The sequence below is a fragment of the Thioclava dalianensis genome (assembly GCF_000715505.1).
GTDB classification, from domain to species: Bacteria; Pseudomonadota; Alphaproteobacteria; order Rhodobacterales; family Rhodobacteraceae; genus Thioclava; species Thioclava dalianensis.
The window spans coordinates 53,060-73,565 of record NZ_JHEH01000011.1 but is presented as its reverse complement, the minus strand read 5'-3'; the positions used below and the strand labels follow the sequence as shown (position 1 = coordinate 73,565).

Here is a 20,506-nt window from a genome sequence, read left to right as displayed (position 1 = left end):
CGATTTTTCACGCAGACCGGCTCCGGGGCTGGACCTTGAGCCGCTTTGGTGGCATCCCAAGAACGTTAAGGGAGCAGGTGGATGAGCAACGAAGAGCCAGATGTGAAAACGCTCAGCTTCGAGCAGGCCATGAAGGCGCTTGAAGAGGTCGTGGGCCAGTTGGAGCATGGGGATGTGGCGCTGGACCGGTCGATTGCGCTTTATGAGCGCGGGGCGGCCTTGAAGGCGCGCTGTGCCAGCTTGCTCAAGGAGGCCGAAGAGCGGGTCGAGAAGATCACGCTTGGGGCCGATGGCTCCGTTCAGGGCACGGCCCCGGTAGACGGCACCTAAATGTTCCAGACACGGCTTCTCGACATTCAGAAGGCGGTTCAGTCCGCGCTCGATATCGCAGTGGCGCGCCAGCCCGAGGGGCCGTTGCGCGCCCCGATGCATTACGCGTTGCAAGGCGGCAAGCGGTTGCGCGCCTTTCTGGTGCTGGAAAGTGCGGCACTCTACGACCTGCCGCAGGCGCAGGCGATGCCCGCGGCCTCGGCGGTCGAGGCGCTGCATGCCTTCTCGCTCGTACATGACGATTTGCCCTGCATGGACGATGACGATCTGCGGCGCGGCCAGCCGACGATCCATGTGAAATGGGACGATGCGACCGCTGTTCTGGCCGGGGATGCCTTGCAGACGCTGGCCTTCGAACTGTGCTGCGATCCGGTGCTTGGCCCGCCCGAGCGGCGCATTGCGCTGGTCGAGGCGCTCGCGAAAGCGTCGGGCGCGGCGGGCATGTGCCACGGCCAAGCGCTGGATATCGCGGCCGAAAGCGCCACGACGCCGCTGTCGCTCGAACAGATCATCGATCTTCAGGCGGGCAAGACCGGCGCGCTGATCTCTTTCTCGGCGCGGTCCGGGGCCATTCTGGCCGGTGCCGATCAGAGCGCGCTGCGCGCCTATGCCGAGGCGCTTGGCCTCGCCTTCCAGATCGTCGACGATATTCTTGACGTCACCGGCGATGAGGCCGCGACCGGAAAGCGTGTCGGGAAAGATGCCGATGCTGGCAAGGCGACTTTCGTGTCGCTTCTGGGACTGGACGGCGCCCAAGCCCGTGCGGCGGAGCTGATCGAGACGGCGCAGGATGCGCTCTCGGGCTATGGCGCGCGCGCACAAAACTTGCGGGATGCGGCTCAGTTCGTTATTTCCCGTAAGACCTGATCGAGCCGAAAGCAGCCAATAAAATGAGCGATAGCGCCAATTCCCTGACGGTGACCCCCTTGCTTGACCGCGTGCGCCTGCCCGCCGATCTGAAAGGATTGGGTGATGCTGAGCTGAAGCAGCTCTCCGATGAGCTGCGCACGGAGGTGATCTCGGCGGTGTCGCAAACCGGCGGGCATCTGGGCGCGGGTCTCGGCGTGGTCGAGCTGACAGTTGCTTTGCACGCGGTGTTCGATGCGCCGCGCGACAAGATCATCTGGGATGTCGGCCACCAATGCTATCCGCATAAGATCCTCACCGGGCGTCGCGACCGCATTCGCACGCTGCGGATGAAGGACGGGCTGTCGGGCTTCACCAAACGCTCCGAGAGCCCCTATGACGCCTTTGGTGCGGGCCATAGCTCGACCTCGATCTCAGCCGCAGTGGGCTTTGCGATGGGCCGTGAACTGGGTGCCGAGACGGGCGACGCGATTGCCGTGATCGGTGACGGTGCGATGTCGGGGGGGATGGCTTTCGAGGCGATGAACCACGCAGGCCATCTGGGCAAGCGAGTGTTCGTGGTACTCAACGACAATGAGATGTCGATCGCGCCGCCCGTGGGTGCGCTGTCGAGCTACCTCACACGGCTTTATGCCGAAAGCCCGGTGCAGGACCTCAAGGATGTCGCGAAGAATGCGGTGCGGACTTTCCTGCCCGAGCCGCTGCAAGAGGGGGCCCGCCGCGCCAAGGAAATGCTCAAGGGCATGGCGATGGGCGGCACCTTGTTCGAGGAGCTGGGGTTCACCTATGTCGGCCCGATTGACGGGCATGACATTGATCAGTTGATGCCGGTGCTGCGGATGCTCAAGGCCCGCGCCAAGGGGCCAGTGCTGATCCATGTGCTGACCAAGAAGGGCAAGGGCTATGCGCCCGCCGAAAGCCGCGCCGATGGCGGTCATGCCACCTCTAAATTCGATGTGGTGACGGGCGAGCAGAAAAAATCGACGAGCAATGCGCCAAGCTACACCAAGGTTTTTGCGCAAAGCCTGACACGCGAGGCACATAAGGACGAGAAGATCGTCGCTGTGACCGCCGCGATGCCCGATGGCACGGGTCTGAAGATGTTTGCTGAGCAATTCCCGCGCCGCTGTTTCGATGTCGGGATTGCCGAGCAGCACGCGGTGACCTTTTCGGCCGGGCTTGCGGCGTCGGGGATGAAGCCGTTCTGCGCAATCTACTCGACCTTCCTGCAGCGCGGCTATGACCAGATCGTGCATGATGTCGCCATTCAGCGCCTTCCGGTGCGCTTTGCGATCGACCGCGCCGGGCTTGTGGGCGCGGATGGGGCGACCCATGCGGGCGCTTTCGATGTGGGCTTCATGGCCAGCCTGCCGGGCATGGTCGTGATGGCCGCCGCCGACGAGGCCGAGCTGGTCCACATGGTCGCCACGGCTGCGGCCTATGATGACGGGCCGATTGCGTTCCGCTATCCGCGTGGCGAGGGGATGGGCGTGGAGATGCCCGAGGCGGGCGTGCCGCTCGAGATCGGCAAGGGCCGGATCATCTCGGAGGGCAAGCGCGTCGCGATCCTCTCTTACGGCACCCGCTTGGCCGAAGTGCTCAAGGCGCGTGAGGCCCTTGCGGCGCGCGGCATCGCCCCCACGATTGCCGATGCGCGCTTTGCCAAGCCGCTCGATACCGCGCTGATCGACCAGCTTGTTGCCGAGCACGAAGCGATCTTGTGCATCGAGGAAGGCGCGGTCGGCGGCTTTGGCAGCCATGTCGCGCAGTATCTTTCGGATGCGGGCGTGTTCGATCACGGGTTCAAATTCCGCTCGATGGTGCTGCCCGACAGCTTCATCGACCATGCAAGCCCCGAGGATATGTATCGCGACGCCGGAATGGACGCGGCCCATATTGAAGCCAAGGTGCTTGACCTGATGGGCGTGGCGGTGGCCAAGCGCGCCTGACGGCGTGACGGATGGGGGGCTCTGCCCCCCGCGGGCCAACTGGCTCGCTCCCCCGGGGGATATTTGGATCAAGAGGAAGAGGGCTACGCGGCCTCGGCCTCGCTGAGCAGCCCCTCATCGATCAGCCGTTTTGCCCAGCCATCGGGCCCCTCGAAGAGATGGGTCTTCCAGCCGAACGTATGCGCCGTTGCGATGTTATCGGCGCGGTCATCGGTGAAAATCAGCTGATGGCCGGACAACCCAGTTTCTGATTCGAGCATCTGGTAGATCTTCGGGTCGGGCTTGGTCACCCCCATATGCCCCGAGATGAAATCGCGGTCGAATTGGCGCAGGAACGGGTAGAACTGCGCGGCGTGATCATAGCTGCCGATGCCGAAATTCGTCAGTGAGAAGACCGGGATGCCCTTGGCCTGAAGCGCCGCCATCAGACGTTGCGAGCGCTCGATGCCGGGGCTGGCCATCTTGATCCAGTCGTCATGCCACAGCCGGACCTTGTCGCGCCATTTCGGGTAGCGCTCGGCCCAGTCATAGATCGTGTCGCGAAACGGCGCGCCGCGATCAATATTGTCATTCATCGCATGCAGATCGACCTCTGCAAACATCGCTTCGCGCTCGGCGCGCGGCATCAGCGCGTCGTAATAGCGTTCGGGTTGCCATTCGATCAGCACATTGCCGATATCGAAAATCACCGCTTCAACCATTGGAAACCTCTCTTTGGGCGGCCCGCGCAACCCTGTCGAGGGCGTCGGAAAAGCGCGACCGGTCAGCTTTGGAAAAGGGTTTGCCGCCGCCCTGACGGAACGGGTCGGCAGAGCGCAGATCGCTCATCAGATCGCGTGTGGCCAGCACATTGCCGATATTGGCAGGGGTCAGCGCCTCGCCATCGGGGCGCAGCACGCGCGCGCCCGCTTCGACGCATTTCGCGGCCAGCGGGATATCGTTGGTAACCACGACATCGCCGCGCGTCGCACGCTCGGCGATATACATGTCGGCGACATCGGGGCCCCGATCGACATAGACCATCTCGACCAGCGGGTTTGGCGAGGGCCGCAGCCCGCCATTCGAGACCATCATCAGCTTTATGCTGAGCCGCGTGGCGACCCGTTCCGCCTCGGCTTTGACCGGGCAGGCATCTGCATCGATCCAGATCACGCCCAAAGCGCCTCGGCGTGGAAGTCGATGTGATCGGGCATGAAGGTCGAGACGAACCAATAGCTGTGATCATAGCCTGCCTGCATGCGGAACGTGCCGGGCTGGCGGCGCGCGGCCATCGCCTCGGACAGGGCTTCGGGCCGCAACAGGTCGAGGAATTGATCAGAGCTGCCCTGATCGATCAGCACCGAGCCGTCAAAGCCGCGCTCGCGCATCAAAAGGCTTGAATCATGCGCGGCCCAAAGCTGCTCATCCGCGCCGAGATAGGCGCCGAGCTGCTTGCGGCCCCAGTCGCTTTGGGTCGGATTGGCAATCGGTGCGAAGGCCGAGACGGAGCGGAACCGCTCGGGCATATGCATCGCCAGCGTCAGCGCCCCATGGCCGCCCATCGAATGACCGGTGATCGATTGGCGCTCGGTATCGATTGCGAAGGCGGCACCCAGCGCATCAGGCAATTCCTGCGCGATGTAATCCCACATCTGGAAATGCGGCGCCCAAGGGTCTTGGGTGGCGTTGACGTAAAAGCCCGCGCCCTGACCCAGATCGTAATCTTCGTGATCGGCCACCCCTTCGCCGCGCGGCGAGGTGTCGGGGAAAACCAAGGCGATGCCGTGCTCGGCGGCATAGGCCTGCGCGCCCGATTTCGTCATCGCGTTTTCATGGGTGCAGGTCAGGCCCGAGAGATACCACAGGACCGGAACGGGACCGTCCTTGGCCTCGGCCGGCAGGAAAAGGCCGAAGGTCATCTCGCAGCCGGTGGCGTTTGAGTGGTGGGAATACACCCCCTGTACGCCATCGAAGCAGCGGTTTTCCGAGATCGTTTTCATCGCGTCTCTCCTATCCTTGGACCCAGTGAATGACCGCCGGAATCGTCAGGATCGAGACGGCGGTAGAAAACAAGATGGCAGCCGAGACCCGCTGCGGTGCCACGCCGAAATGCTGCGCCAGAATATAGACATTGCCAGCGACGGGAAGGGCGGCTGCGCAGATCATCACGCCCGCCGCGAAGGGATCGACGTGAAAGATCAGCAGCGCCGTGATCGCAACCGCGCAGGGATGCAAGATCAGCTTGCCGAAGGACAGCCAAAGCGCGGGGCCGGGGCGCTCGGCGGATTTGTCGGCCAGCGAGGCGCCGATGGCAAAGAGCGCACCGGGGGTCGCGGCTGCCCCGAGAATGGTCACGAAATCGTCGAGCGGGCCGGGCATCGGCAGACTGAAGCCCGCCCAGATCAGCCCTGCGGCCATCGACATGATCATCGGGTTGCCAATCAGCCCCGATACGATTGGCGCCAGCGAGACTTTGCCGTGGCGTGTGGCGGTGACGATGATCGTGATGATCGAGGTGAAGACGATCAGATCGCAGCTCAGCACCATCAGAATCGGCCCGACCGCTTGGGGGCCAAGGATCACCGCGAGCATTGGCACGCCCAGAAAGCCCGTATTGCCGGTCATCGACGTGTTGCTTTCCATCGCCGCAAGTACCGTGGGTTCGCGGCGCGCTTTGGCCACGCCAAAGGTGAGCAGCCAGAGCGCGCCCGAGCCCGTGATATAGGCCAGCATGAACGCTGGATCGAACAGCGTGCGCAGATCGAGCGCTGCGGAAAACTTGAAGATCATCGCCGAAAGCGGGAAGAAGAAGACGAATTTCGTCAGCCAGACAGAGGCTTCAGGCGGGAAAAACCGGGCCTTTCCGGCGCACCAGCCCAGCCCGATCAGGGCGAAAAACGGCAAGGTCTTGAGGAAGATCTCCAGCATGACCAAGCGCTAGCATGCGGTCGCGAGGGGCGCTAGTCTCTGCCTATGAGCCAAACGGTATTTCAGCATCTGCGTCACACGCCCAATGTCGGCGACCTCGCATGTTCACCGGGCAATTATCTGGATTTTGGCCCGTCCGAGTTCCGAGATTTCAGCGCGCCGGTGCCGCCCTGCGATCTGCTGGTTCTGGGCGGGGGGCAGGTGTTTAACCAATGCGCCGATGCGGTCGTGAACCACGGGGCTGCGGCGCGTCACAAGGTGATTTGGGGTGTTGGGATCTCCGAGACGCAACAGCGCGGCCTGATGTTCGATATCATCGCGCCGCATTGCGCCTTGATCGGGTGCCGAGATTGGGGGCGGGCTGGCTGTGATTATGTGCCCTGCGCCTCGCTGCTCTCGCCGCTTTTTGATGCGGCCCCCGCGCCCGAGACCGAGGTGGTCTGCTTTTGGCATGCCCGCAAATCAGGCTCTGTTGCGGCGCAAAACACCTATCCGTCGCGCGACAATCACGACATCTCCATGGCCGAGGCGATTGCGCATATGGCCCGCGGGGAGACGGTGGTGAGCAATTCTTATCACGGCACGCTTTGGGCGATGGCTCTTGGGCGCAAAGTGCTTTGCGTGCCGTTTTCCGATAAGTTCAACGGCTTTCGGGAGCCGCCGGTGATGGCGGTACCTGAGGACTGGCAAAACGCGCTGGGGCGGGCCGAGCGGCGCGACATCCTTGAGGAAGCGCGCGCCGCCAATCACGTCTTTTACGAAAAGGTCCGCAACCTTTAGCCGCCGCCGATCAGAACACCGGCTGCAAAGACCAATGCGCCGCCGAGCACGACCTGAAACGCCGCGCGCAGAAATGGCGTTTCCATGAAGCGGTTCTGGATCCAGGCGATGGCCCACAGCTCGATGAACACGACGATGAAGGCGATTGAGGTCGCCGTCCAGAAATCCGGGATCAGATAGGGCAGGGCGTGGCCGAGCCCGCCAAGCGCTGTCATCACGCCCGAGGCAAGGCCGCGTTTGAGCGGCGAGCCACGGCCCGAGATCACCCCGTCATCATGGGCCGCTTCGGTGAAGCCCATCGAGATGCCCGCACCGACCGAGGCGGCAAGCCCGACAAGGAACGTCGTCCAAGGGTCATGCGTGGCAAAGGCCGTCGCAAAGATCGGTGCCAGCGTCGAGACCGACCCGTCCATCAGCCCCGCAAGCCCCGGCTGCACCCATGTCAGGATGAATTGCCGATGCGCCTTGCGGTCCTCTTCCTCTTTCGCGTCCTCGGGCAGATGCGTCTGGGTCAGGTGCTTGGCGGCTTCCTCATGGCCCAGTTCCGCGGCTGCCAGATCGCCCAGCAGCTTGCGCGTGCCGGAATCGGTGCTGTGCTGGGCGGCCAGCGTGTAGAATTTGCCCGCATCGCGCTCCATCGCCTCGGCCTCGCCCCGGATCGTTTCAAGCGAGAGGTTCTGGGTGAGCCAGACCGGCTTGCGCGCGTAGAACCCCGCGACATGTTCGCGCCGGATCAGGGGAATGACGGTGCCGAAACGGGCTTCGTGCTGATCAATCAGGCGGCGGCGATGGGTGTCTTCCTCGGCCGCCATCCCGTCGAAGATCTTGGCCGACGCCGGGTAGTCATGGCGCAAATGCTCTGCGTATTGGCGATAGATCCGCGCGTCATCCTCCTCGGAAGAGATCGCAAGCGCGAGCACTTCTTGTTCGGAGAGATCCGCGAACCGGCGGCGGGAGGTGAAACCGGCGAACATGGGCTATCCTTCTTTAGAACGTTTCTAAAGTAGCAAGCCATGCAAGAAATGCAATGCGGATTTATGAACTATGCAGTTCAGTTTCTCTTGAAAACTGAACCGAACAGTTCATATTGAGTTCTGAACCAATCAGTTCAGTTATGGAGAAGAACCATGAAACGTATCGCAACCGCCCTTGTTTTCGCCGTTCTCAGTGCCAGTGCCGCATCGGCCGGTATCGGGGATTTCAACTTGCCGCGCCTCGATTTTCAGGGCGGCAACCATCAGGTCACGCAAGCCAGCGGCTCGGTGACGCAGGTTCGCATCCAGCGCTAATCGCGCCCGAGATGCGGCTCGCCCCGTTCGGCGGCCAGCCGGATCTGACGCTCGCGCTCGCGAAAACGTGCGCGATCCGCGTCAGAGAAGGTGGCGATGCAACGATGACAAGACACGCCCTGCTCAAATTCCGGGCGCGTCTTGTCCTCAGCAGAGACCGGGCGGCGACAGGCATGACAGCTGTCATACTCCCCGATCTCCAGCCCATGACGCAGGCTCACGCGGCCATCGAAGACGAAACAATCACCATCCCAGCGTGACTCGGCCTGAGGTACCTCTTCGAGATATTTCAGGATGCCGCCCTTGAGGTGATAGACATCCTCGACCCCTTCCGAGATCAGAAAATTCGTGGCCTTCTCGCAGCGAATACCGCCGGTGCAGAACATCGCGACACGCTTGTTGTGAAAGCGATGGGCATTCTCGCGCCACCAGTCGGGAAATTCGCGGAAGGTCTTTGTTTGCGGGTCTATCGCGCCTTGAAACGTGCCGATTTCGACTTCGTAATCATTGCGCGTGTCGATCACCACCGTGTCGTCAGAGGCAATCAGCGCGTTCCAATCCGAGGGCTCTACATAGTGACCAACACGGGCGCGCGGATCGACATCTTCGATCCCCATGGTCACGATTTCCCGCTTCAGCCGTACCTTCATCCGACCGAAGGGCATCTCGGGGGCGCTGCTTTCCTTCCATTCCAGATCCCCACATCCGGGCCATGCGCGGATATGCGCAAGCACGGCGTCGATCCCGGCGCGGGGCCCGGCAATCGTGCCGTTGACCCCTTCGCGTGCCAAAAGCAGCGAGCCCTTCACGCCATGCGACTGCGCCAGACCCTCAAGCGCAGGCTTGAGCGCTGCGGGATCTGCGAACCGGGTGAAGTGATAGAGGGCGGCGACGATATACATGACACGCGGCTTAGCGCCGAGAGGGGCGATCTGGCAAGGCCCGGATTGACCATGGCGTGGCATCCCCCTACCCATTGGGGAAGTTTTTGGGGGATAAACCATGACCAAGGCCTTGATCGTCATCGACGTGCAAAACGATTTCTGCCCCGGTGGCGCGCTCGCGGTGACGGGCGGGGACCAGATCATCGGGCGGGTGAACGCGCTGATGGGTGAGTTCGACACAGTGGTGCTGACGCAGGACTGGCATCCGGCGGGGCATTCCTCTTTCGCCTCGCAACATCCCGGCGCCGCACCCTTTACGCAGATTGACATGCCCTATGGGCCGCAGACGCTCTGGCCCGACCATTGCGTGCAAGGCAGCTCTGGCGCGGCTTTTCACCCCGACCTGGAAACCGGACCTGCACATCTGGTGATCCGCAAAGGCTTCCGGCCCGAGGTCGACAGCTATTCCGCCTTTTTCGAGAATGACCACGAAACCGTCACAGGGCTGGCCGGGTATCTGCGCGCGCGCGGCGCACAGGAGCTGACCTTTGTCGGGCTTGCGCTCGATTTCTGCGTCGCTTGGTCGGCGATGGATGCGGCGCGCCTTGGCTTTGAGGCACGGGTTCTGGAGGACGCCTGCCGGGCGATCGATCTTGAGGGGTCGCTCAACGCGGCCCGTGATGCAATGACCGCCGCGGGCGTCAAACTGGAGCACTGACATGGTCGATATCGCCACGCGCGTTCACAATCACAAATGGAAAATCGACCCGATCGTGCGGTCACTGATCGACACGGATTTCTACAAGCTGTTGATGTGTCAATCGATTTTCCGAAATCATCCGGACACGCAGGTGACCTTTAGCCTGATCAACCGCACGAAATCGGTGCGTCTGGCCGAGCTGGTCGATGAAGGTGAACTGCGTGAGCAGCTGGATTATGCGCGCTCGCTGCGGCTGGCACGGGGCGAGAGCACATGGCTGCGCGGCAACACGTTTTACGGCAAGCGGCAGATGTTCCGCTCGGATTTCATGGAATGGTTCGAGGGCTTCCAGCTTCCGCCCTACCATCTTGAGAAACGCGACGGGCAATATGAGCTGACCTTCGAGGGCAAGTGGCACGAGGTCATGCTCTGGGAGATCCCGGCGCTCGCAATCCTGATGGAGCTGCGCGGGCGCGCGGTGCTTGATCGGATGGGCAAGTTCGAATTGCAGGTGCTCTATGCGCGGGCGATGACGCGGGTCTGGGAGAAGATCGAGGCGCTGCGCGAATTGCCCGATCTCAAGATCGCGGATTTCGGCACGCGGCGGCGGCACTCATTCCTGTGGCAGGACTGGTGCGTGCAGGCGATGTTGGAGGGGCTGGGCGACAGCGCGAAAGGCGGCGCGTTCACCGGCACCTCGAACTGTCTGATCGCGATGCGGCGCGATATCGAGGCGGTGGGGACCAACGCCCATGAGCTGCCGATGGTCTATGCGGCTTTGTCCGAGACGGACGAGACCCTGCGCCGCGCGCCCTACAAGGTTCTGGCCGATTGGCACGAGGAACATGAGGGCAATCTGCGGATCATCCTGCCCGACACCTATGGCACGAAGGGCTTTCTGGAGCTTGCGCCGGACTGGCTGGCGGGCTGGACGGGCATTCGCATCGATTCGGGCGATCCGGCTTCGGGCGCCGAGGATGCGATTGCGTGGTGGCGCGCGCGTGGCGAGGACCCGCGCGACAAGCTGGTGATCTTTTCCGACGGGCTGACGGTCGACAAGATCCGCGAGTTGCACGCGCAGTTCTCCGGTCGCGTGAAGGTCTCTTTCGGCTGGGGAACCTTGCTGACAAACGATTTCCGCAAGCTGGTGCCTGATGACGGGCTCGCGCCGTTCAGCCTTGTGTGCAAGGCGATCTCGGCGAATGGTCGCCCGACCGTAAAACTGTCGGACAACCCCGAGAAGGCGATGGGCCCCGAGGCCGAAATCGCGCGTTACAAGCGCGTCTTCGGCGTGGGCGATCAGCAGGCGTTCGACGTCGTGGTCTAGGACGCCAGCCGGTCCAGCACGAGATAAACGACGGCGGACAGCGCCGCCGAGGCCGGCACCGTGATGATCCAGGCCGCAGCCACCGTCACCATATGCGAGCGGCGCACCAGAAGGCGGCGCTTGCGCTCTTCGGGCGGAACCGGCTTGCCCTTGCTGATGCCTTTTTCACGGGCGCGCTTCTCGGCGTAGTGTTCGCGGTAGAACCCCACGCCAAAGATGCCGCCCACCGCGATATGGGTGGAGGACACCGGCAGGCCAAGCCACGAGGCCAAGATCACCGTCACCGCCGCGGACAGCGCCACGCAATAGGCGCGCATCGGGTTGAGCTTGGTGATCTGGTCGCCCACCAGACGGATCAGCTTGGGACCAAACAGCAAAAGCCCGCAGGAAATGCCCAACGCCCCCACTGCCATCACCCAGAACGGAATCCCCACCTGACTTGCAACGTCGCCCTGCTCGACCGTGTGCACGATCGCGGCGAGCGGGCCTACGGCATTGGCCACATCATTGGCGCCATGGGCGAAGCTCAGTAGAGCCGCGGAGATGATCAGCGGAAAGGAGAACAGCGTCTTGAGCGACTTCTTGCGGTTCTCCAGCCCTTCGGATTGGCGCCGGATCAGCGGGATCGCGATCAGCCAGCAGCCGACACCGATCACGAGACCAATGGCGAGCGCCTCGAGGAGGCTGATTTTGAACAGATGTTTGAGCCCTTTAAGCGCAAGATAGGCCGAGAACACGCCCGCCATGATCCCGATCAGGATCGGCACCCAACGGCGCGCGGCGGCGATCTTGTCTTCGGTATAGATGACCTTGCTTTTGATCAGCGCGAGAAACAGCGCTGCGATCACGCCCCCCATGATAGGAGAGATCACCCAGCTTGCGGCGATCATGCCCATCGTGTCCCAGTTGACGGCTCCGAAGCCCGCAGCCACGATCCCGGCGCCCACGACACCGCCCACGATGGAATGGGTGGTTGAAACCGGCGCGCCAAGCCATGTCGCAAGGTTCAGCCACAGCGCTGCGGCCAGCAGCGCCGACATCATCGCCCAGACGAAATGAGAGGAATCGGGCAGGGCGCTTGGCGCGATGATGCCCTTGGCGACCGTGTCGACGACATCGCCGCCCGCCAGCAGCGCCCCCATCGACTCGAAGACTGCCGCGAGAACCAGCGCCGCCAGCAGCGTGATCGCCCGCGAGCCCACCGCTGGGCCCATATTGTTGGCCACGTCATTGGCGCCGATATTGATCGCCATATAGGCGCCGATCGAGGCGGCGGCGATCACCACAAGCTGACCGGTCTGCCCGCCCATCAAGACGGCTGTGACAAGTCCCACGAATACGATGAAGGCGAGGGCCAGCCCCGGTGCGACCAGACCGCGCGAGATCGAATGGCTGCCCGCTTCAAGGCGTCCGAACCGCTTGAGATCCCGATCGAGCGTCTTCCACTGGTTGACGGGCGGATTGTTTTCGTCCGAAGCCACTGTCAGCTACCTGTCATGATTGCGTTACAAAGCCGCTCCCCTAACGGATTTGACCCTGTCGTACAAGCGCGCTGACGTTGTTGCGGCCTCAGCCCTTGAACTCCAGCAGGATCTTTTTGAGGCTGTCTTCCGCGACAAGATCTGCGGCATATCTGGGCGAGCACCATTGCCGCTTGCGTTGGTGATCCTCGGGATAAACCTTCTCCAAGTGATCCACTTTGAGGTGGTATAGTACCACATCGGTCGGAACCCCAAGCCCTCCATCCAGTATCTTTTCATAGTGAAAGCTGCCGACGGGTTCGGAAGAGATCCGGCCTTTGACCCCGGCTTCTTCCCAAGCTTCCTGACGCGCCGCTCCTGCCAGTGAACGCCCGCGCATCGGCCAGCCCTTTGGGACCACCCAGCGCCCGCTATCGCGCGAGGTGATCAGCAGGATCTGCAATTTGCCATCGATCCTGCGCGTGCACAGCGCTCCCACTTGCAGCGAAGCGGGGCGGCTGCCGATCAGGTCTTTGGCGATCCGTTTTGCCCATTTCATTCTAGCGCTCCCATGGGGTCGTCTGGTTGATCACATGCTGGGCCAATGCCAGTGCGCGCCTGACATACGACATCTGACGGGAATCGTCACCTGTGGCACGCGTCACGATCCAGCCAGCAGAGGCAAAACCGCGCAATGCCACGAGAACGGGCAACAAGCGTATCTGGTCATCGGGCAGCGAACGCTGGCTGCGATAGCCTTCGGTCAGACCCGCGACCTGCGCGGCCCAAAGCGGATCGCCCCAGCCCTGAATCAGGGCTGTTCCCAGATCGTAAAGCCGATAGCCCGTGCCGCAATCGTCGAAATCGATGAGCGCGAGACCTCGGTCGGTCTTCAGCACATTTTCGCGCAGGATATCGGCGTGGATCGGTCCGAAATCCGTGACCGCTTTCAAAGTATCGGCAGCCAGCGCGCGGGCCTGCCCCAGACAGTCGCGCTGCGGGGGGGTAAGGGCCGGGTGCTCCCAGAAGCGGCCCCAGAGCGGCGTTTCGCCCAGCAGGCCCTCGGCATCCCAGACCGGGCGCGGGAAGGGCGCGGGCGGGTGCGCATCCGTGGCGTTGTGCAACTGAGCGATCAGCCGCCCAAGCGCCCGTGCATCCCGCGCGACCGATGCGGCATCCGGCCCAAGTGGTTGATCTCCCGCGCCGATCGGTGTGCCGTCGAGCCAATCCACGCAAGAGGCCAGACGCGGACCTGCCTGCACCGTCAGCGTGCCCGTCCGGCTTGGGACGGGGCGAGGGACCGGCAGGCCTCGCGCGGCGAGCGCGGCACACCAGTTCAGCTCGGCCTCAATAGCAGCGCGCTCCTGATAGCCGGGTCTGTGCAGCCGCAGGGCGATCCGCCGCCCCCCGTTCAGAGAGGCGTCAAAAACGATATTCTCGCGATGGCTGACAAGGCGCGGCGCGGTTTTGTCTGCGTCCCATGCCTGAAGCGCGTCATGCGCAGCCCAAAGCATATCCGCCCCGTCCGTCATGCCGGTATCGCGCGGAAGCTGGCGTCGAGCGCCGCCAGCAGCATATCCGCGTCATCGCGTGAAAATACCATGGGCGGGCGGATCTTGAGGATATGCTGCGCGCGCCCGACGCGCCCCATCAGAACATGCCGCGCGCGCATCTCTTCAACGATCCGGGCGGCCTCCTCTCCGGCGGGAGCGCCGTCGCGGGCAAGTTCAAGGCCCAAAAACAGGCCCAGTCCGCGCGCGTCATGGATCAGCGGATGAGACAGCTCTTGCAGCCCTGTCAGGAGATAGGCGCCGACATCGCGCGCATTTTCCTGCAGGCCCTCCTCCTCGATCACCTCCAGCACCGCGAGCGCTGCCGCACAGGAGACCGGATTGCCGCCGAACGTGTTGAAATACCCGAACGCCTCGCGGAAGGCGGCCATGGTTGCGGGGCGTGCCACGACACCCGCCACCGGATGCCCGTTGCCCATCGGCTTTCCAAGCGTCACGACATCGGGGGAAAACCCCAGCCAGTCATGCCCCCAGAAATGGCTGCCGATGCGCCCGAACCCGGGTTGAACCTCGTCACACAGGATCAGCCCACCGGCGCGGCGAACGAGATCGACGGTCGGGTCGAGAAAGCCGGGCGCGATGCCGGGCATGCCCTCATTGGCAAAGATCGGGCAGAGCATCAGCCCGGCAAAGCCATGGTCTGCGGCTTCCAGCTCGGCGATGGCTGTGGCGATATTCGCAGCGAACGCCTCCGCCTGTGCCTCGGCGGTGCCCCCCAGCGGCGCGAGGCTGTCAGGCGCAGGCACGCGGCGGATATGATCGGGCCAGCCGCCGATGGGCGGGCGTCGCGTCGAGAGATGCGCAACCGCCGTGGTGTTGCCGTGATAGGTGTTGTCGGTGGCGATGAAGCCGCGTTTTCCGGTCGCAGCCTGTGCCATGCGCAGGGCAACATCATTGGCCTCAGATCCCGTGCAGGTCATCAAAAGCTGATCCAGCCCAGGGCCAAACCGGGCGAGCAGCGCCTCGGCATAATCCAAGATGCCCTCATGCAGATAGCGGGTATGGGTGTTGAGCCGGGCCGCCTGCGCCGAGATCGCCTCCACCACCTTTGGATGGCAGTGGCCGCAATGGGCGACGTTGTTATAGGCATCGAGGTAGCGCTGCCCGTCTGCATCCCACAAATAGCTGCCCGCACCGCGGGTGATATGGACCGGATCGGCGTAGAATGTCGGGACATTCGGCCCAAGAAGCCGCGCGCGCCGCTCGATCAGCTCATTCGCCATCGCCAACCTTTCCGCGCAGCGCCTTGACCTCGCCTCGGATCGTCTTGGTCTTGAGCCGCCGCCGCTGGCTGCCCTTGGTGGGTTTCGTCGGAATGCGCCGCTTGGGCCGCTCACAGGCTTTGACGATCATCTCTGCCAGCCGCTCCCGGGCGATTTCGCGATTGCGGGCCTGACTGCGCGTGTCCTGCACCAAGAGCACAAGCGCCCCATCCGTCGTCCATTTGCGCCCCGCCAACCGCCGCAGGCGCGCCTTCACCGGCGGGGGTAGGTTCGGTGAGCGATCGGCCTCGAAACGCAGCTCGACCGCCGTCGAGACCTTGTTGACGTTTTGCCCGCCCGGCCCTTGAGCCCGGGTGAATGTCTCGACGATTTCCCAATCCTCGATGCTGATCTGATCATTGATACGCAACATAGGGCTCAAGCTAGTGCAGGGCCGGAAAAACGAAACCCCTTTTCCGCGGCTGCCCCGCCCTATTGGTGGCGGAACGATCAAAAAGAAGCTGCGAGACGATCAGCCGCGCGCGGGCCTGCCTGTGTCAGGCCAGAAGCCGCGCCCCGTCATGGCCGGTGATGTCGAGATCTAGCAGGCTGCCTTCGGGATGATCGCTTGCAAGGGCGACCTCGGCAAAGCCCTCGGTGCGCGCAACGCGCGGGCCTTCGGTCAACACGCGAAGGCGTTGTCCGACCTGCTGCGCGAGATGCGCGCTCAGCGCCTCCTGACCCTTGGCCCGCAGCCGCGCCGCGCGGGATTTCACCTCGGGGCCCGCCACGGCAGGCATGCGCGCCGCAGGCGTGCCCTTGCGCGCGGAATAAGGAAACACATGCAGGAATGTCAGGTCGCAATCATCGACCAGCTTCAGCGAATTCTCGAACATCGCTTCGGTCTCGGTCGGGAAGCCTGCGATGATATCGGCGCCAAACACCATACCGGGCCGCAGGCGCCGCGCCTCCTCGCAAAACGCGATTGCGTCGTCGCGCAGGTGACGGCGCTTCATCCGCTTGAGAATCATGTCGTCGCCCGCTTGCAGCGACAGATGCAGATGCGGCATCAGGCGCGGTTCGGTCGCAATCGCGAGCATCAGGTTCTCATCGGCCTCGATCGAATCGATGGAAGAGATCCGCAGCCGGGGTAGATCCGGCACCAGCCGCAAGATCCGCATCACCAGATCACCGAGCCGGGGCGTTGCAGGCAGGTCTGCCCCCCACGAGGTCAGGTCCACCCCGGTCAGCACGACCTCGTTGAAGCCGCGATCCACCAGCCGCTTGATCTGCTCGATCACCACGCCCGCAGGCACCGAGCGCGAATTGCCGCGACCATAGGGGATGATGCAGAAAGTGCAGCGGTGATCGCAGCCATTTTGCACCTGCACATAGGCGCGGTGGCGTCCGAAACCGTCGATCAGGTGACCGGCGGTCTCCTTCACCGACATGATGTCATCGACCATGACGCGCTCTGTCTGGCCGATGAAATCAGGGCCTTGCGGGGTCAGCGCGGTCCAGGTCTCGGCCAGCATCTTCTCGTGATTGCCGATCACCTTCGTGACCTCGGCCATCCCGGCGAAGGTCTCGGGCTCGGTCTGGGCGGCACAGCCGGTCACGATCACAGGCGCGTCCGGGTTCTCGCGCGCAAGGCGGCGAATCTCCTGCTTGGCCTTGCGCACGGCCTCCGCCGTTACCGCACAGGTATTGACGACGACGGCCCCGGTCAGCCCGGCCTGTTCGGCCAGCTCTTTCATCGCCTCCGTCTCATAGGCGTTGAGACGGCAGCCCAGCGTGGAGAAGACCGGCGCGCTCATATTGCGGCCAGAAATTCGGGTGTCAGATGGGCCGAGAAGACATGGGCCACAGGCCCGGTCATCCAGACCCCGTCATCGCGCCAGTCGATCTCAAGCTGGCCGCCATCCACATCGACCAAGACGCGTTTGCCTGTCAGGCCGCGCAGATGGGCGGCCACGGCGGTGGCGCAGGTGCCAGAGCCGCAGGCCAAGGTGATACCCGCGCCGCGCTCCCAGACTCGCATACGCAGGTGGTCGGGGCCGGTTAGCGTTGCAAACTCGACATTGGTCCGTTCGGGAAAGAGCGGATCATGCTCGATCAGAGGCCCACGCCCCGCAAGATCGACAGACTCGGCATCGGCCACGAAGAAAATGCAATGCGGATTGCCCATGCCAACTGCGATCGGATCGCCGTCGAGCGGCAGATGGGCCGGATCACTCCCCGCGCGCACCGGGATTGCGGCGGCGTCGAGAATCGGCGCGCCCATGTTGATCGACACCCGCCCGTCGGGCCCCCGGACCGCTGCAAGCGCGCCGCGCTCGGTCGTGAAACGAAGCGCATCGCGATCAAGCTCACGCATCATGTAATCGCCCACGCAGCGCGAAGCATTGCCGCAAGCGCCCGCCCGCGAGCCGTCCGAATTCCAGAATTCCAGCGTGTAATCCGTATCTTGCGAGGGTCGGATAACGGCAAGCTGGTCAAAGCCCACCCCGCGATGCCGGTCGCCAAGCGCGCGCGCAAGCGCAGGCGTCACCGGATCGTCGCCCGTGCGGGCGTCGATGACGACGAAGTCGTTGCCAAGACCATGCATCTTCATGAAGGGCTGGCCGGGGGGCTGTCGCACAGTGTTCATGAAGCGCGATATACGCTTGCGCAAAAGTTTTTTCCAGACATGCAATTTTTGCGATCTTTTAGCCTTGACCCCCATGGCAGGGGTTTATAGAGAAGCGCCGTGTGATGGGCCGTTAGCTCAGTTGGTAGAGCAACTGACTTTTAATCAGTGGGTCGCAGGTTCGAATCCTGCACGGCTCACCATCATATCCAAGGGCTTAGCCAGAGATGGCTGAGCCCTTTGTCGTTTCAGGCTATCGCTGGGTCTCTCTGTCCCTATCTCATGGTTGGAGGGCAAATATTTTGGTTGGCTTTGCGAGGACGAAGCTTCCGGCAACCACATGAGTTGGTATGATGCAAAAATGGAGAGTTTTGTGCATACCGTCCTTTGGCGCCGCCTCGATCAACCGGGATATGATGCGTGTCGCATTGCTGCGACGTCTCAGGGTTGGACAATCGAGGGCGCTGCTGTGTTCGCGCAGAATGGAACGGCGGCTCATCTGGCATATCGCTTGTTCTGCGACGCCACATGGCGAAGCCGCGGGGCTTCGGTATCGGGATGGGTCGGACATATGTCTCTCGATCTGACACTGGAACGCGCGGGAACAGATGACTGGCGCGTAAATGGCGAGATCGACCCGAATATGACGGGGTTGGACGACATCGATCTTGGCTTTACGCCTGCCAGTAATACCAATGCGATCAGACGGTTAGATCTATCCGAGGGTACTGGCGCGGATTGCGTGGCGGTGTGGCTCGACACCGAAGACTGGAGCGTAAAGCGCCTGCCTCAAAGCTACCATCGAACCGGCCCCCGGACCTATGCCTATGTATCACCGCAGCACGACTACCGGGCGACGCTCGTCACGGACGCATTCGGAGCGATCACTGATTATCCCGACCTCTGGACGATGTGCCGAACGTGACGTGAGCGCTCTCGACATTTGCTAAGTACCATGTCGGCGTCTGGCGCTGGTTTCGTGGCAGCAATGCCCATGACCGCTTTCCGGAAGACTAGCTGTGAGCCACCGTTTTGCGCATCGCGGTGCCGGGCCCCTGAACCTGCCTGCGTTGAAAAGCGCTGATTTGGGTTTTCATAGACCCTTATCGATCATAGTTTACGTGAGGTGCCAGTTTTTGGCATGATCCGGCGCGGCGTGCCGCTCTTTTAGAATAAAGTGATAAGATCAAATTATGGATTTGCGGCAAAGTCAGCCCGTTTTCGAAAAGCTCGCGCCAGGTGGGTATTACGTTGCTCTGCGGGTGGGCTTTTCATCGCCTGAGGATGAAATCAACTGTCTCGATCAAGGCTGGATCGACCTCTACACGCAGCTTGGCCTCTACGTTCATGACCCGGCAATGCGCTGGGTTTATTCGAATTTCGGAGCCATTCGCTGGAGCGAGATCGATCTCCCAGATCCGATTGGCGTGATCTCGCTGTCACGTCAGATGAAGCTGGGCTTCGGGGCCTCGGTCTCGTTCAGCCGCGCCGAGGATATCGGTAAGCGCAGCTACGCGGTGCTCTTTCATCCCGATCGAGAGTTTGAGGATGCGGAGTTGAACGAGGCGCTTGACGCGCTCCGGGCACTTCATCATGTGCCGCAGGTCGCTCCGAGCCTGACACCGGCCGAGGCCGAGGCCATCCGCATGCGGGCCAGCGGGCTGCGTCTCAAACAGATCGCCGCCGAGTTGGAGATCAGCGAAAGCGCGGTGAAGGCACGGATTGCGTCGGCCTGCCGTAAATTCGACGCCAAGAATCCCAATGAAATGCTTGCCATCGCGGCAGCACGGCGCCTCGTGTGAGCGGATAGCGTGGCGCTGAGCCTCCGGCACGAAATGCCTTTGCGCTACCGGACCGCGCTGCAGCGTCAGAAATAGCTGCGCACCAAAGCTCCAGAAACCAGAACCCAGCCATTCGCGACGACGAAAAACGCAAGCTTGAAAGGCATCGCGACCACCGCAGGCGGCACCATCATCATCCCCATCGACATGAGCACCGCTGAGACCACGAGATCGATGATCAGGAATGGCAGATAAATCAGAAAGCCGATCTGAAAGGCGCGGGTGATTTCAGAGAGCATGAAGCTGGGTACGAGCGTCGATAAAGGGGCGTCTTTCAGCGTCCCCTCATAGGGCGTGCCATCGCGCAGCGCCGAAAGCGCCGTGAAGGTCTCGGGATCGGCGCGATTGGCCATGAAGGCGCGAAACGGCTCTATCCCGCGGGGCAGGGCGGTTTGCCAATCGATGCTGCCCTCGACAAGAGGCGCGCCAGCCACCCGCCAACTTTCCATGAAAACCGGCTCCATGATGAACCAAGTCAGAAACAGCGCGAGGCTGACGATCAGCATGTTGGGCGGTGATTGCTGCAATCCGATCGCCTGCCGCAAGATCGACAGCACCGTGACGATGAAGGGAAACGCGGTCACCATGATGGCAAGCCCCGGCGCAAGGCTGAGCAAGGTGATCGCGACGATGATCAGGATCGACCGACCTGCCAGACTGTCGCCCTCCCCCATCGAGAGCGTGATGTCCTGCGCAATTGCCCCCTGCGCCGAAAGTACAAGGCCCAGCAGCGGCAGGCAGATCCGCCAGATCAGGGTCGCACCGCGCAT

The 20,506-nt window shown here is 62.7% G+C and carries 23 protein-coding genes and 1 tRNA gene; 10 read left to right on the top strand and 14 right to left on the bottom strand.

What is annotated here, in order from left to right:
* The first annotated feature begins 81 nt into the window (after positions 1-81).
* Genes DL1_RS10750 through dxs form a run of 3 tightly spaced genes read left to right on the top strand, consistent with a single transcriptional unit; the run spans position 82 to position 3,146 of the window.
* Positions 82-330 (top strand): exodeoxyribonuclease VII small subunit, encoded by a 249-nt coding sequence (locus DL1_RS10750; RefSeq protein ID WP_038065943.1) that lies wholly within the window; start codon positions 82-84, stop codon positions 328-330.
* On the top strand, positions 331-1,197 hold the full coding sequence (locus DL1_RS10745) for a polyprenyl synthetase family protein (RefSeq protein WP_038065941.1): 867 nt from the start codon (positions 331-333) through the stop codon (positions 1,195-1,197). It begins immediately after the preceding gene.
* Positions 1,198-1,220: 23 nt separating this feature from the next.
* Positions 1,221-3,146, top strand: a complete 1,926-nt coding sequence (gene dxs / locus DL1_RS10740) for a 1-deoxy-D-xylulose-5-phosphate synthase (RefSeq protein WP_038065939.1) — start codon at positions 1,221-1,223, stop codon at positions 3,144-3,146.
* An 83-nt stretch (positions 3,147-3,229) separates the two neighbouring features.
* Here dxs and DL1_RS10735 read toward each other — a convergent pair whose 3' ends face one another.
* From DL1_RS10735 to DL1_RS10720, 4 genes are read right to left on the bottom strand one after another with little or no spacing between them, the layout of a single operon-like run.
* On the bottom strand, positions 3,230-3,847 hold the full coding sequence (locus DL1_RS10735) for an HAD-IA family hydrolase (RefSeq protein ID WP_038065937.1): 618 nt from the start codon (positions 3,845-3,847) through the stop codon (positions 3,230-3,232).
* Positions 3,840-4,304 carry a YaiI/YqxD family protein gene (locus DL1_RS10730; RefSeq protein ID WP_038065935.1) on the bottom strand — a complete coding sequence of 155 codons (465 nt, stop codon included), beginning with the start codon at positions 4,302-4,304 and terminating at the stop codon, positions 3,840-3,842. Before DL1_RS10730 ends, DL1_RS10735 begins: the two co-directional genes overlap by 8 nt.
* A complete protein-coding gene (fghA, locus tag DL1_RS10725) occupies positions 4,295-5,125 on the bottom strand; it encodes an S-formylglutathione hydrolase (RefSeq protein WP_038065934.1) in 831 nt (276 codons plus the stop codon). The genes DL1_RS10730 and fghA overlap by 10 nt, the downstream gene beginning before the upstream one ends.
* A 10-nt stretch (positions 5,126-5,135) precedes the next feature.
* Complete coding sequence (locus DL1_RS10720) at positions 5,136-6,053, bottom strand: AEC family transporter (protein ID WP_038065933.1); 918 nt, start codon at positions 6,051-6,053, stop codon at positions 5,136-5,138.
* A 45-nt stretch (positions 6,054-6,098) separates the two neighbouring features.
* Between DL1_RS10720 and DL1_RS10715 the strand changes: the two genes are divergently transcribed.
* Entirely contained in the window at positions 6,099-6,833 is a 735-nt protein-coding gene (locus tag DL1_RS10715) for a glycosyltransferase family protein (RefSeq protein ID WP_038065930.1), read from the top strand.
* On the opposite strand, the gene mbfA is transcribed toward DL1_RS10715, so the two are convergent.
* Entirely contained in the window at positions 6,830-7,807 is a 978-nt protein-coding gene (gene mbfA, locus DL1_RS10710) for an iron exporter MbfA (RefSeq protein ID WP_038065928.1), read from the bottom strand. The genes DL1_RS10715 and mbfA overlap by 4 nt on opposite strands.
* A gap of 153 nt (positions 7,808-7,960) precedes the next feature.
* On the opposite strand from mbfA, the gene DL1_RS21590 reads away from it, so the two are divergent.
* Complete coding sequence (locus DL1_RS21590; RefSeq protein WP_156022730.1) at positions 7,961-8,122, top strand: hypothetical protein; 162 nt, start codon at positions 7,961-7,963, stop codon at positions 8,120-8,122.
* Here DL1_RS21590 and trhO read toward each other — a convergent pair.
* On the bottom strand, positions 8,119-9,024 hold the full coding sequence (gene trhO / locus DL1_RS10705) for an oxygen-dependent tRNA uridine(34) hydroxylase TrhO (protein WP_038065925.1): 906 nt from the start codon (positions 9,022-9,024) through the stop codon (positions 8,119-8,121). The genes DL1_RS21590 and trhO overlap by 4 nt on opposite strands.
* 100 nt (positions 9,025-9,124) lie before the next feature.
* Between trhO and pncA the strand changes: the two genes are divergently transcribed.
* Together pncA and pncB are read left to right on the top strand one after the other, a co-directional pair.
* A complete protein-coding gene (gene pncA / locus DL1_RS10700; protein WP_038065922.1) occupies positions 9,125-9,724 on the top strand; it encodes a bifunctional nicotinamidase/pyrazinamidase in 600 nt (199 codons plus the stop codon).
* A gap of 1 nt (position 9,725) precedes the next feature.
* Positions 9,726-11,033 carry a nicotinate phosphoribosyltransferase gene (gene pncB / locus DL1_RS10695; protein WP_038065920.1) on the top strand — a complete coding sequence of 436 codons (1,308 nt, stop codon included), beginning with the start codon at positions 9,726-9,728 and terminating at the stop codon, positions 11,031-11,033.
* On the opposite strand, the gene DL1_RS10690 is transcribed toward pncB, so the two are convergent.
* From DL1_RS10690 to dapF, 7 genes are all read right to left on the bottom strand, one after another.
* A complete protein-coding gene (locus DL1_RS10690; RefSeq protein ID WP_177195322.1) occupies positions 11,030-12,520 on the bottom strand; it encodes an inorganic phosphate transporter in 1,491 nt (496 codons plus the stop codon). The genes pncB and DL1_RS10690 overlap by 4 nt on opposite strands.
* 82 nt (positions 12,521-12,602) lie before the next feature.
* Complete coding sequence (locus tag DL1_RS10685; RefSeq protein ID WP_051693484.1) at positions 12,603-13,052, bottom strand: NUDIX hydrolase; 450 nt, start codon at positions 13,050-13,052, stop codon at positions 12,603-12,605.
* A 1-nt stretch (position 13,053) separates the two neighbouring features.
* Positions 13,054-14,025, bottom strand: a complete 972-nt coding sequence (locus DL1_RS10680) for a phosphotransferase enzyme family protein (RefSeq protein WP_038065915.1) — start codon at positions 14,023-14,025, stop codon at positions 13,054-13,056.
* Positions 14,022-15,287 carry an aspartate aminotransferase family protein gene (locus tag DL1_RS10675; RefSeq protein WP_038065912.1) on the bottom strand — a complete coding sequence of 422 codons (1,266 nt, stop codon included), beginning with the start codon at positions 15,285-15,287 and terminating at the stop codon, positions 14,022-14,024. The genes DL1_RS10680 and DL1_RS10675 overlap by 4 nt, the downstream gene beginning before the upstream one ends.
* Positions 15,277-15,699 (bottom strand): alternative ribosome rescue aminoacyl-tRNA hydrolase ArfB, encoded by a 423-nt coding sequence (gene arfB, locus DL1_RS10670; RefSeq protein WP_038065908.1) that lies wholly within the window; start codon positions 15,697-15,699, stop codon positions 15,277-15,279. The genes DL1_RS10675 and arfB overlap by 11 nt, the downstream gene beginning before the upstream one ends.
* Before the next feature lie 124 nt (positions 15,700-15,823).
* Positions 15,824-17,083 carry a tRNA (N(6)-L-threonylcarbamoyladenosine(37)-C(2))-methylthiotransferase MtaB gene (gene mtaB, locus DL1_RS10665; RefSeq protein ID WP_038065906.1) on the bottom strand — a complete coding sequence of 420 codons (1,260 nt, stop codon included), beginning with the start codon at positions 17,081-17,083 and terminating at the stop codon, positions 15,824-15,826.
* A complete protein-coding gene (dapF, locus tag DL1_RS10660; protein ID WP_038065904.1) occupies positions 17,080-17,916 on the bottom strand; it encodes a diaminopimelate epimerase in 837 nt (278 codons plus the stop codon). The genes mtaB and dapF overlap by 4 nt, the downstream gene beginning before the upstream one ends.
* 106 nt (positions 17,917-18,022) lie before the next feature.
* Here dapF and DL1_RS10655 point away from each other — a divergent pair.
* The 3 genes from DL1_RS10655 (at position 18,023) to DL1_RS10645 (ending at position 19,697) form a co-directional block, all read left to right on the top strand.
* Positions 18,023-18,098 (top strand) — tRNA-Lys (locus DL1_RS10655).
* 158 nt (positions 18,099-18,256) lie between these two features.
* On the top strand, positions 18,257-18,820 hold the full coding sequence (locus DL1_RS10650) for a putative glycolipid-binding domain-containing protein (protein ID WP_038065902.1): 564 nt from the start codon (positions 18,257-18,259) through the stop codon (positions 18,818-18,820).
* A gap of 268 nt (positions 18,821-19,088) precedes the next feature.
* Entirely contained in the window at positions 19,089-19,697 is a 609-nt protein-coding gene (locus DL1_RS10645) for a helix-turn-helix transcriptional regulator (protein ID WP_038065901.1), read from the top strand.
* A gap of 65 nt (positions 19,698-19,762) precedes the next feature.
* Here DL1_RS10645 and fliP read toward each other — a convergent pair whose 3' ends face one another.
* Positions 19,763-20,506, bottom strand: a complete 744-nt coding sequence (fliP, locus tag DL1_RS10640) for a flagellar type III secretion system pore protein FliP (protein ID WP_143081621.1) — start codon at positions 20,504-20,506, stop codon at positions 19,763-19,765.